This window comes from Alicyclobacillus fructus (assembly GCF_017329605.1).
Lineage (GTDB): Bacteria > Bacillota > Bacilli > Alicyclobacillales > Alicyclobacillaceae > Alicyclobacillus > Alicyclobacillus fructus.
In genome coordinates, this window is record NZ_JAFMTY010000037.1 from 1 (window position 1) to 11,157 (window position 11,157).

Here is an 11,157-nt window from a genome sequence, read left to right on the forward strand (position 1 = left end):
ACTTCGTGGTCGTCAAGACTCACGGGCTTGGTGGTCTTGTGTGTTTAGTTTTCAAGGAGCGACCCCGCGGTATCCCGCGGCTTTCGCGCCGCCTCGCGGGCGGCGAGAATGATACTATCACCCCTGCCCCCTGTGTGTCAAGGGGATGAAAATGGAAGCTGGGCGTTCCGTTGAAAGCCAGAAGGTTACCATGGCCACACCTGTTTCGAAGTGCACCGCCGTTTACGACGAGTTCGCACAAACACAAAAACGCGCCCCGGCATCCCTTCTCCCAGGCGCGTTTCACGGAGTACGGTATCCACCCTTAACCCCGGCTGCCGTGATAATAGTCCAAAAGGCGCTCCTGAACCCACCGCTTGTTCTCCATATCGGCAAAGTCTCGCTTACCTTCTCCCGGCGGATAGAACGTCGTTTGATCCGACGCCACGCCTTCGTGCAACTCCAAATCCCCACCCTTGATCAGATGACTCCTCGTCATCTTCACCACTCCCCCGAGGTTTGATGTAGAACAGATGATATATAACAGTTTCGTTTGATTTACATTGTATTAGTTACACCCCGAAAAGTCCAGCGATTTTTCACCCAATTTCGAACCCAGATCCCGTTCCTCGTCGCCGCCGTGGAGTTGTTCCACCCCTATCCCTGCCTCCAACAAGAATGGGTGAACGCATTTCGGAATTCCATCCATCACTCTCGGAACAAGCGCATATAGCTCGTGTCGCGCCCTTGTCATCGCAACGTACAGCAAGCGCCTCTCCTCGTCCGAATTCAGGTTCGCAACACAGGACACGGCCATGTCTAGCAAGATCACGCTATCCCACTCTTTTCCCTTGCTGTCGTGAAAGGTGCGGAACTCTGGCCGGCCAACGACGTTCTCTCCATCCGTCCCGAGCAGTCGTCGCAAAGCTGCCCATGCAGCAGCCAGTTGATTTCGCGTCCGGCCTAACACCGCAGAGGAAAAGTTGCGACTTGCCGCATGCTGCAACAGATATGCGGCAAGTCGCCATTGTTCAGCGCGATCTCGTACTTGATACGCCCGGCAGATGCCGTCCGCATCGCGCACCCCCCGCAGAGGCTTGTCCACACGTTCCCTCACATGGCGAATGAGCGATGCGGCGCGTCGCAAAATGAGGCGGTCGGATCGGAAATTGAACGTCAGAAGATATTGTTGGGCATGTGGCAAAGATTTCGCGGCTCGCTGGAGGAACACCGGAGACGCTCCGCGAAACGCATAAATGGATTGATCGTCGTCCCCAACCACGAATCCCAGGGCCCCGTTCCGTTCGAGCAGCGACGAGAACAGTACCCATTGCAGCTCATTGGTGTCTTGAAACTCGTCCACGAGGACATATTCCATCTGAAAGAGGCGACCTTTCGAGGCCGCGGGCGAGTGAAACAGCCGGAGCGACGCCATCAGGATGTCGTCGTGATCCCAGCGATTCATCGCGCGTTTTTTCTGGTCGTACGCTCGCAAAATCTTCTTCATTCGCCGGTCCAACCCTTCCAGCGTCTGAGCTCCCACGGCGCGACTATATGCCGTCAGACACGATTGCACCTCATGCATGCTCACCGCACGCCGTTCCCCCAGGACCTCCACCATCGCCTCCCTCATGACGGCATACTGCTCCCTCTGCGAAAGCACTGGATACACATCCACATCCGCTTCCAACAGCGCGCGAAAGAACACGGCGTGGAAGGTCCCCATCGTGCAAGACTCCACGTCCACAGTCCGAAGGCGCTCATGTCCGCGAAGTTTTTGCCGCATGTGTTCGGCGGCTTGACGCGTAAACGTCATCGCGAGAATGCGATGTGCAGGCGTCCATCCCCCGGCAATCCTCTGAGCCATATGTTCCGTCATGACCGTCGTCTTCCCACTTCCAGGACCCGCCACAACGACGGACGACGCATGTTTCGGCGCGATCACGTCCCATTGTTCTTCCGTCCACATCGATATCCCCCCCCAAACGCTCCGTGAACACGTTCTCCGCCTGCACATCCCCCAAGCGTTCATTGAACACGTTCTCCACGCCGGCGTCGATCACGCAGAGGAGAGAAACGCACGCTCGGGCAAAGTGCGCTCACACCTCCTCGGCCTTGTCCGACAGGTGTGATATCATGGAACGGTCAAGGGGGAACCGCCGTGGCCATCTACGCGATCGCAGATTTGCACCTGGATATGTCAGAAAGCAAACCGATGGACGTTTTCGGACGCGAATGGCAAGACCATGCGGACAAAATTGCCCACCACTGGCGTCGGCACATCCACGACGACGACGTCGTCCTGATACCTGGCGACATTTCGTGGGCGATGAAGCTTGATGAGGCGGCGGCCGACTTGGCGTGGATCGGGCGCCTGCCTGGACGAAAGGTGCTCATTCGGGGAAACCACGATTACTGGTGGGGTGGAATTCAGCGAGTTCGTCGAGCACTCCCTGAGCGTACGTACGCGCTGCAGAATGATTGTCTCGTGCTGGACGAGGTATGTTTCGCGGGAACGCGCGGGTGGACCCTTCCGCATCACCCCTCGTTCACGCCCGAACAGGATGAGCCCATCCTCAAGCGGGAAGTTCTACGGCTCGAACTGTCGCTGAAAGCGGCGGTCAAAGAGGCGAAGCCGATTCTGTGTCTCATGCACTATCCGCCCGTCGATCCAAGTCACCCGGATTCACCGTTTCACCAACTGCTCGCCGCTTACGGCGTCCGCGGCTGTGTGTACGGCCACCTGCACGGACCGGCGCACCGCTTTGCGTTCAACGGCGAGGTTGACGGCGTTCGATACCAACTGGTGAGTTGCGACTATCTTCAATTCATGCCCTGGCGAGTGCCGGACGAATGGCTGCCCCACTAAACGCACGGGCGTGGCCAGAGCAAGAACACGCCGTACCCGAGCGTCTTGCCGAAACGCTCCATCCACAGAAGATGCTCGCCAAGCGCACGGAGAACTTCGTGATCCGAGAGAGCATGCGCGTCCAGACCGCCCGGGTCTCCGAAACCCGCTGCGTCGCGCGCGAGATCGAACACCGAACCGAAGCGCAGGACGGCGGGCCGAAACCCAGATGCGACAAAGTGCTGATGCCATCGCTCGAGCGTGGGGACTTCCTTGGCGCCATATACGCGCAAAGCCTCTTCGTGCCATTCCGGCGGCGCGTTTGTCGGGGCCACCATCTCAACAAACAACGCGAAGCCATTTGGTTTCAAGACCCTGCGCACCTCTCGCAGCACAGCGGGAATCGGCGTGAATACCAGGACCGATTCGCCGATCACGGCATCGAACGATGCAGCGGGCCATGGCATCGCGTCCGCTGAGCCCACTGCGACGTCCAGGGTCACGCCCGCCTGTTGCATGCGATCGCGCAATCGTTCCACCATCGCCTTTCGAACGTCAAGCGCGGTCACACGCATGCCTCGCTCGGCTAACAGAAGCGCCGTCGCGCCCGTGCCACACCCCACGTCGAGCACCGCCGCCCCTTCTCGCAATGGCACGCGCTGAAGCCACCACTCGGTCAAAGCCAGGCCTCCGGGATGCGCGTTCTCCACTTGCGCCCGACCCAACGCGTCTAGGTAGTCCACGGCATATTCCCCTTCGTGATCGTACGCGAGGCGACGGGCACCGGGCCGGGCGGTTGCGGAGACCGCGGAACGGGTATAGAGTGGCCACAAAGGAGGAAAACACGTGACGCCGATCGCTCGAGTTTATGAGGCTCGCTTGGAGTCGCCCGGTGATGTGATGTTTCTCCCCTCGGCGCTTGTGTTGCTCCTCGAGAACGGACAGACGCACATCTACAGCGAAGGCGGCATGCACAACTTCTGGCGCTCCACGTGCGCCCGTCACCCGTGGCGCGATCTCGAAAACGGGCTGGAGATCCAAGGACACCATGTGCGATTGATCGATGTCACGGAGGAACTCGCGCACATCCTGCCGCGGACGGCATGGACCGCGCGCCGGATCGTCCGCGCTTGGTACGAACAAAGCCCTCGGCAGCGATTCTACCTGCGCCGCCATGTCCAAGACGGTCGCCCGCCCGAATGAAGGTGTCGCACGCCCGGCTCGGCCTGCGATGCCGGGGACATCACGCGTCCCCCAGAATCGCCTTGACGCGCTGCCGAAGCACATCCGCTGCAATGGCAAAGCCAATTCCCTGGGAGCTTTGCGAGACGGCTGTGTTCATTCCAATCACCTCGCCTCGCAAATTGATGAGTGGGCCGCCGCTGTTGCCGCGATTGATGGCGGCATCGGTTTGAATGAGGTTGGGATATTCCCGCTCCCCAATCTGAAGCGGCCGGTTTTTCGCACTGACGATCCCGACCGTCACCGTGTGATCGAGTCCGAGTGGCGAGCCGATGGCCACCACCCACTCCCCGACCTGCACATCTTTGCTGTGACCAAGCCGCAAGACGGGGGAGGGCACGGGGATGTTCGCCCACAGCACCGCGATATCGTGTTTGCGATCGCGCCCCACGAGATCGGCCTCCACCAGGTCTTTGCGCCCGAAGACCCTCAGCATGATCCGATCCGCTTCCGCGATCACATGCTCATTGGTGAGAATGTAGCCCTTGGGGTGGAACATGAACCCGGTTCCGATGTTGAGGGCGGCGCGCCCTTCTCTGGGCAGAGGCCGTTCCCACGGAAAAAAGAGGGCGCGATCGCGATAGGGGGTTTGAATGACTTCAATGCCGACGACGCACTTTTTGTATCGCTCCACAAGCCGGACAAAATTGGGGAGATGAAGCCCCGCGGCTCGCTTCCCCGGCGTGGAATGGGTCCTTTTCATCCTGTGATCACCCCTTGGCGGGATCAAAGGCCGATCCACCATGCGCTGTTCATTGTATTCGCCAAGGAGACCCTGCGTGCGGCAATGCGCCTACGCGTCCAACGGGCGGTATCGCACGCCGTAGTTGCCGCGCCGCGTTCGATAGACCTGAACCGACGACGCATCCAGCCGCTCACGAGCCCCGGAATCCCGCAGGTTCATGGCCACGTACATCGCGACGGCCTTGGAATCGTAGAGCCGCGCTTCGTAAATCCAGGTCATCCCTACCCCCTCCGCGCCTAGTTTGCCCCCTTGGTTCAAGAACATGAGGCGCTCTGGTGCTCCAGGACAATCTCATGTCCCGCCCATCGCTTCACGTTCAACACGCCGTCGTCAAACATCAGGTACTGGCCCTTCATCCCGCGGATCACGCCGCCCACAGGCTCGTCCGCATTCAACGCGAGCGAGGTGAGCTGGACCGTGAAGCCGGGCTGCCGCGGGTATTCGAGGCGCTTCGGCTGCACCTCGTCAACCAGATAGGCACGATAGACGTCGTCCACGGACGCCTGCACTTCACGCGCGACCTCCGCAAGCGGGCGGTCCGGCCCCGTCTCATCCCGGAGCATCTTGCGCCAATTCGTCTTGTCCGCCATGGATTGCGCGATGTGAACCTCGAGATCTCCGGCCGTCTTCCGGTTCGGGACCTCGGCGATCACGGCTGCCTCCATCGCCCCTTGATCGATCCAGCGTTTGATCTGGCGTCCCTTTCGAGTGATGCCGACTTTGAAACCACTGCTCCACGCGACGTATACATAGTGCGGTACCATACAGTGCTCGGCGGCAAACCGTTCGTCGCGGCAGGTGCCCCGATGAAAGTGGCACTCATGCGGCTTCACGATGCACAGGTCGCATTCGGCCAGCGTCTGCACACAAGGAAAACAGTATCCGTTTTGATAGAGCTTTTTCACCTGCCGCCCGCAGGCGACGCAGCGAAGAACGCCCGTCCACCGCAGGATGAGCGTATCACCCACAGCAATGGGCACCAAGCAGGGCCCTTCAGGACAGACCAATCGGACGCTGTACGAGACCGGGACCTCCAACGTCGGTTCCAGTTCGCGCAGGTCCCCTGTCAGCAACATAAAACAGCCCCCCAGACGAAACACTACAACCGCTTCACGCGACCATCCCAAGAAAGAAGGAGTGCCGAATGTACATCGCGCTCGCTGTCCTCCCTGGGCTTCTGCTCCTCGCGCTGATTTACACCTACGACAAACTTCATCCCGAGCCCAAGCGGGAGATTGCAAAGCTGTTCGCGCTCGGAGCGCTCGTGGTCCTGCCTGCGGGCGTGATCGAGCGCGCGCTCTTGGACCACGCCTCCACTCAACCCTCCACGTGGCCCGGGCTCTTGGCCACGGCCTTCTTTGTCGCCGGCATGGTGGAGGAGTTTCTCAAAGCCGCCGTGTTCGAACGGACCGTGCTCGATCGCGGCCGCATCGATGCCCCTGTCGACGCCATCGTGTATGCGTGCGCCATCGGACTCGGATTTGCAACCGTGGAAAACGTCCTTTATGTGACGAGTTCCGGGTTTTGGACCGCGGTGGTTCGGGCGGTCACCGCCGTGCCGGGGCACTTTATGTTCGCCGTGGTCATGGGATACCAGTTCGCTCGCGCGCGCTTTCTCCGCACCTCACGGGCGTGGGGTTACATCGCGCCGGCCATCGCCCACGGGATCTATGACACGTTTGCGCTTGCGGGATCGCTCATCGCGGATTTCGTGCTGGCGGGCGTTCTGTTTCTTCTGTGCGAGTACAGCATCCAGATCCTTCGGCGCGTGCGGCGGCCATCCTTCGCTCGATAAGTTCGATTCACCGGAGATCGTAGCCCTGGGTGCCGAAGGGGCGCGGCCCAGTCGCCACGCCTCGAAACACGAGCAGCCAGGCGCGCTGCGCGCGGTAGATGCTCATCTCCGTGCGCTCGTCCAGCATCAAAAGCTGGAACAGATTCATGTTCGTCTGAAAGTACGGGCTCATGTGCTCGTCCTGCAAGCGCAAACTCAGCACGCGCTGGCGATGTCGCTCGGTCAACTCGACCCCGCCCTGTCCGCGAATCTCCCCAATGCAGATCTCGAGACTCGCAGGCTCTGCGCGGTCCGCCAAGACGGCCTCGTACAGTTGGCGGACAGGCTTGGCCTTGCGGCTGCGATCCGTCACCAGCACATAATGCACCTTGTCCGATTCCACAAAATCCCCTCGACTTTGCCACAACGTCCACTGCCGTCTATGCTTCACCGCTTCTGTTACTATACTTCACCCGGCTGAAAATGAGAATCCACGCGCTCGCGCTCACCCACCAGGCAAGGGACCCAATCCTCCGCGTGATCGACCACCCACGCAATCTCCAGGTTGTTCCTTTTGGCCACTTCATACAGTGTGCGTACGGGCTTCATGTGCAGCTCCGTCCCCACGATCAGCAATCCGCGGGCAGCCGCCACCCACTCCATCGCGCGGGCGATATGCCGCACCTGTTCCCCTTCCAGCACAAACCCAGGCCAAAGCACGTGACCGCATGTCGGGCACCTGGGCAACGCTTCGTCCCAAGCCAGCTCCGATTGGAAAATGCCTTCGCATGCCCTGCATCTCAACTCCCGCAGGTTGCCGTGCAGCTCGATGACGTGCTCACTACCGGCCGCCCAATGCAGCCCGTCGATGTTCTGTGTAATCACCGGTACCCTCGCCCGCGCCAGCGCCAGGTGCGCCCGGTTTGGCCGCTTGGTCTGCCACTCCCTCGCCATCTCTCGGAACGCCTGAAACGCCTGCAGAGGCTGTTCTCTCCAGATGGATGGCTGAAACAGGATGCGAAGAGGGATGCCTGCCACCACATCGTTCACCGTCGGCAAGCCGCTCTCCACGCTGATCCCTGCACCCGTGAGGGCAACCAGGTGAGACTTCGGCCAAGTCCACAAATGTCGACGAACCCTCTTGGCAGATGGTTTACCAGAACAGTAGTATAACATTTAACAAATCCTTTCCGAGGTGATGCAGAGAGCTCATACATATCAGTAAAGTTTATTCCCATTTTTGCATTTACAATGAAGGTGAAGCGCTGCTACATTGTCCGTGAATCGAAATCATGCTGGGTTTCAGGGAGGAGACCGTGATGAAGGATTCATTCGGCGCGCGCATTCGAGCGATTCGGCAGAGCCGCGGGTGGTCACAGCAAGAACTGGCGATGCGAGCAGGGGTGTCCACGCCCCATATCTCATCCATTGAGCGCGACAAGCGCCGCCCCTCGTTGGATTACGCGAAGCGTTTGGCAGACGCGCTTGGAGTGCCTCTTCAGGTTTTATGCGATCCCGACATGACCTACGAACCGAAGCGAATGCGCAATTCGGTGTACGAATTGCCGACGCCTTTGCAACACTTTGTTCTGAACGAGGAATCCTTTCCCTATTTGGAAGCGGCACATCGGATGAGCCTGTTATCCAAGGAAGAGGCCACTTTCCTCTGGCAGTTGATCGACGTGCTGGCCCAAAAGAAGAATCTGCTCACGAGGCTGCGCTACTTCGAGCATCGGTCGGATTCGGAAGATAAGTCTTGACACAAAAGCATCTTGACGCCGTATCGGCCGCTCGGTGTCTGAAAAACCGAAATGTACTGGCCTTTGCTTGAGGGCGCCCCTTCGGCGTCCTCAAGACGGGCCAAAAAACAAGAGGCCTGGAACTTCGTTTCAAACAACCTCGAATAGTAGACCCAGGTCACAAAGCGCTTCCCCCTTGATCTTCGTCATCCTGTGGCGCGAGCGGCAGGACGACGGTAAACGTGGTACCCTCACCCAAGCGGCTTTCAACGAGAATTTCTCCTCGGTGTTCGATGACAAGTTGGCGGGCGATGGCCAAACCTAAGCCTGTGCCCGACCGAGACCGAGTGCGCGCCTTGTCCGCTTTGTAGAAACGCTCGAAGATGTAGGGCACATCTTCTTCCGGAATACCGCTGCCGGTGTCGGCGACGCGCACGTATGCGTAGTCATGGCGAATGTCGAGTTCAAATCGAATGGTGCCCTTCGGCGTGTGCCGAAATGCATTGTCGAGCAGATTCGTGAAGACCTGCTCCAGGCGATCTTCGTCTCCGTCAATCATGACCGGAAGGGCCGGGATCGAGACCTCAAACGACAGGTCGTCTTCGTCTCCCGCAAGTGCTTGAAACTTGCGAGCGACCCGCCTCATGACCTGCGTGAGGTCAATGCGGGAAAAGTGCAATTTGAACTGGCCGCTTTCCAATTGGGCGAGATTCAAAAGGTCGTTGACGAGCCGCTTCATTCGGAGCGTCTCATCGTGGATGATCTCGGTGAGTTCGCGTCGCATGTCGGGATCGTCCGAGATGTCGTCCAGGAGCGCCTCCGTGTATCCCTGCAGCATACTGAGCGGCGTTCTCAACTCGTGCGAAACGTTGGCGATGAAATCCTTGCGCAGCCGATCCAGGCGTCGCTCCTCCGTGATATCGCGAAGCACACACAATGACCCGCGCAAGGTCACGCCGTCCGCCTCGTAGAGAGGAAGCATGGTGATGGCGATGGTGCGGCCGTCCCACGTGTCCTCTCGATAGACCGCATCCTGCTGTTCCCGAACCCGCACCCAGAGACTCATGAGGCGGTCGGGAAGCCGTTCTTCGTCCACGACGCCTCGCTCGGCGACCGAGAGGTGGCGCAAGTGGCGCCTGGCAGGCGGATTGGCCAAGACAACCCGGCCATCGAGATCGGTGGCGACCACGCCGTCCTGAAGCGACGACAGAATGCGTTGAAGCCCTTCTCGCTCCATCGAGAGCTGCTCGATGGTTTCCGCCAATTGGCGGGCGAGCGCGTTGAAGGTGTGCCCGAGCCTTCCGACCTCATCCGTGGTCACGACGCGCACGCGCTGACGATAGTGACCGCGCGCCATTTCTTCGGCCGCCCGCGTCATGTCCACCAACGGGCGAGACAGGTTCTTGGAAATGACGAATGCGAAACCCGTCGCCAAAATCACACCAAGCACCGTATCGAAGAGGACCATGTTTCGAATCTCGCGCAAGGGCTCGTCCAGCACACTCGTATCCTGAGAGACGGCCAGCATGCCGGGCAGGCCATGCCCTCTCGCTGGAATTTGCACATACACGGTCAGCCGTTGGACCTTTCCGCTGGCCGTGCGCAACGCGACAGGTTGACCGCGAGACAGCGCCTGGCGCTGGGCTTGGGTCATCGCACCGTACGCCGCTTGAAGCGACGAATTGGACGTATACGGAATTCCATACACGACGGACGCCCGTTCGACGCGTTTGGCGATGTCGCTCGCTACCTGCTCCGTCACGGAGCGAGCCGCCCCTGTCGACAACACGGATTCAATGGTCAACGCGAGCTGGGTCAGGCTCGCCTCTTCGCGACTGACGATGTACTTGTTGAATACCTGTTGCAACAAGACAGACAGGAGCGCTTGAATGACAAACACCATGCCGACGATCGTCAGCCACATCTTGGCTACGATGCTGTTGCGAATCACGAGGCCACCTCGAACTTATACCCGACGCCCCAAACCGTGACGATGTAGCGACTGACCTCGGGGGACACCTGCCCCAGTTTCTCGCGCAGCCGTTTGATGTGCGTGTCCACGGTGCGCTGGTCCCCAAAGAATTGGTAATTCCAAACATCTCTCAGGAGTTCTTCCCGACTAAACACCTTGTCGGGACGCTGAGCCATATACACCAAAAGATCGAACTCCTTCGGCGTCAGGTTCACTTCTTGCCCCTGGACTTCCACGCGGCGCGCATCGATCTGGATCTCGAGACCAGGGAAGGTGAGGGTTTGCATGGCACTGCGGCCGTACTCGACTTCTCCGGTGCGCTTGAGCATCGCCCTCACACGCAACACAAGTTCGCGCGGGCTGAACGGTTTGACCACATAATCATCCGCGCCAAGTTCGAAGCCGTGCACGCGATTCGCCTCGTCGCCCGCCGCCGTGAGCATGATAATAGGCACGTTACTGTGTTGGCGAATTTGGGCGCACACGTCCCGTCCGTCCATCCCGGGCAGCATGAGATCCAGGATAATCAACGCGTACGCCTGGCTCAGCGCTTTGTTCAGGGCCTCTCGGCCATCCGCCGCCTCATCGACCTCAAAACCGTTTCGCTCGAGATACATGCGAACCAACCGACGAATGCGTTCCTCGTCGTCCACGACCAAAATCCGCGTTTGCGCCATGCCTCCACCTCCGCCGATGAACCTTCCGTCCCATTATACGGCCAGAAACGTTTGGCAAACAATGCAGCCGGGGGGGGGGGACCCCCCCCCCCCCCCCCGGGGGGGTAAAAGTGATGGTGGGGGAAAGGGGGGGGCGGGGCCCGGGGAGGTTTTGGGCCCCCCCAAAACCCCGGGGGCGTGG

The 11,157-nt window shown here is 59.8% G+C and carries 14 protein-coding genes; 4 read left to right on the forward strand and 10 right to left on the reverse strand.

Annotated elements, in window-relative coordinates:
- Nucleotides 1–304 precede the first annotated feature (304 nt).
- Nucleotides 305–478 (reverse strand): hypothetical protein, encoded by a 174-nt coding sequence (locus J3481_RS13585; protein WP_206830946.1) that lies wholly within the window; start codon nucleotides 476–478, stop codon nucleotides 305–307.
- Between the two features lie 69 nt (nucleotides 479–547).
- The gene (locus tag J3481_RS13590; protein WP_206830947.1) at nucleotides 548–1,948 is read right to left on the reverse strand and encodes a DEAD/DEAH box helicase; all 1,401 of its coding nucleotides are present in this window, start codon (nucleotides 1,946–1,948) and stop codon (nucleotides 548–550) included.
- Between the two features lie 192 nt (nucleotides 1,949–2,140).
- Here J3481_RS13590 and J3481_RS13595 point away from each other — a divergent pair, with 192 nt between their 5' ends.
- Complete coding sequence (locus J3481_RS13595) at nucleotides 2,141–2,848, forward strand: metallophosphoesterase (RefSeq protein WP_206830948.1); 708 nt, start codon at nucleotides 2,141–2,143, stop codon at nucleotides 2,846–2,848.
- Here the strand turns inward: J3481_RS13595 and J3481_RS13600 are convergent.
- Nucleotides 2,845–3,570 carry a class I SAM-dependent methyltransferase gene (locus J3481_RS13600; protein WP_206830949.1) on the reverse strand — a complete coding sequence of 242 codons (726 nt, stop codon included), beginning with the start codon at nucleotides 3,568–3,570 and terminating at the stop codon, nucleotides 2,845–2,847. The genes J3481_RS13595 and J3481_RS13600 overlap by 4 nt on opposite strands.
- 103 nt (nucleotides 3,571–3,673) lie before the next feature.
- On the opposite strand from J3481_RS13600, the gene J3481_RS13605 reads away from it, so the two are divergent.
- Nucleotides 3,674–4,030 (forward strand): hypothetical protein, encoded by a 357-nt coding sequence (locus J3481_RS13605; protein WP_206830950.1) that lies wholly within the window; start codon nucleotides 3,674–3,676, stop codon nucleotides 4,028–4,030.
- A gap of 40 nt (nucleotides 4,031–4,070) precedes the next feature.
- On the opposite strand, the gene J3481_RS13610 is transcribed toward J3481_RS13605, so the two are convergent.
- The 3 genes from J3481_RS13610 to J3481_RS13620 form a co-directional block, all read right to left on the reverse strand.
- Complete coding sequence (locus J3481_RS13610) at nucleotides 4,071–4,772, reverse strand: S1C family serine protease (RefSeq protein WP_206830951.1); 702 nt, start codon at nucleotides 4,770–4,772, stop codon at nucleotides 4,071–4,073.
- A 90-nt stretch (nucleotides 4,773–4,862) separates the two neighbouring features.
- Nucleotides 4,863–5,033, reverse strand: coding sequence for a hypothetical protein (locus tag J3481_RS13615; protein WP_206830952.1), 171 nt, complete (start codon nucleotides 5,031–5,033; stop codon nucleotides 4,863–4,865).
- 35 nt (nucleotides 5,034–5,068) lie between these two features.
- Complete coding sequence (locus tag J3481_RS13620; protein WP_206830953.1) at nucleotides 5,069–5,890, reverse strand: DUF2797 domain-containing protein; 822 nt, start codon at nucleotides 5,888–5,890, stop codon at nucleotides 5,069–5,071.
- 68 nt (nucleotides 5,891–5,958) lie between these two features.
- Here J3481_RS13620 and J3481_RS13625 point away from each other — a divergent pair, with 68 nt between their 5' ends.
- Entirely contained in the window at nucleotides 5,959–6,609 is a 651-nt protein-coding gene (locus J3481_RS13625; RefSeq protein WP_206830954.1) for a PrsW family intramembrane metalloprotease, read from the forward strand.
- Nucleotides 6,610–6,616: 7 nt separating this feature from the next.
- Here the strand turns inward: J3481_RS13625 and J3481_RS13630 are convergent, their stop codons facing one another.
- Nucleotides 6,617–6,991, reverse strand: coding sequence for a hypothetical protein (locus tag J3481_RS13630; RefSeq protein WP_206830955.1), 375 nt, complete (start codon nucleotides 6,989–6,991; stop codon nucleotides 6,617–6,619).
- Nucleotides 6,992–7,050: 59 nt separating this feature from the next.
- On the reverse strand, nucleotides 7,051–7,713 hold the full coding sequence (locus tag J3481_RS13635) for an SIR2 family NAD-dependent protein deacylase (protein ID WP_236011717.1): 663 nt from the start codon (nucleotides 7,711–7,713) through the stop codon (nucleotides 7,051–7,053).
- 167 nt (nucleotides 7,714–7,880) lie between these two features.
- Here J3481_RS13635 and J3481_RS13640 point away from each other — a divergent pair, with 167 nt between their 5' ends.
- A complete protein-coding gene (locus J3481_RS13640) occupies nucleotides 7,881–8,348 on the forward strand; it encodes a helix-turn-helix domain-containing protein (RefSeq protein WP_328702048.1) in 468 nt (155 codons plus the stop codon).
- Nucleotides 8,349–8,505: 157 nt separating this feature from the next.
- Here J3481_RS13640 and J3481_RS13645 read toward each other — a convergent pair whose 3' ends face one another.
- The gene (locus J3481_RS13645; RefSeq protein ID WP_206830958.1) at nucleotides 8,506–10,278 is read right to left on the reverse strand and encodes an ATP-binding protein; all 1,773 of its coding nucleotides are present in this window, start codon (nucleotides 10,276–10,278) and stop codon (nucleotides 8,506–8,508) included.
- Nucleotides 10,275–10,976, reverse strand: coding sequence for a response regulator transcription factor (locus J3481_RS13650; protein ID WP_206830959.1), 702 nt, complete (start codon nucleotides 10,974–10,976; stop codon nucleotides 10,275–10,277). Before J3481_RS13650 ends, J3481_RS13645 begins: the two co-directional genes overlap by 4 nt.
- Between the last annotated feature and the right edge of the window lie 181 nt (nucleotides 10,977–11,157).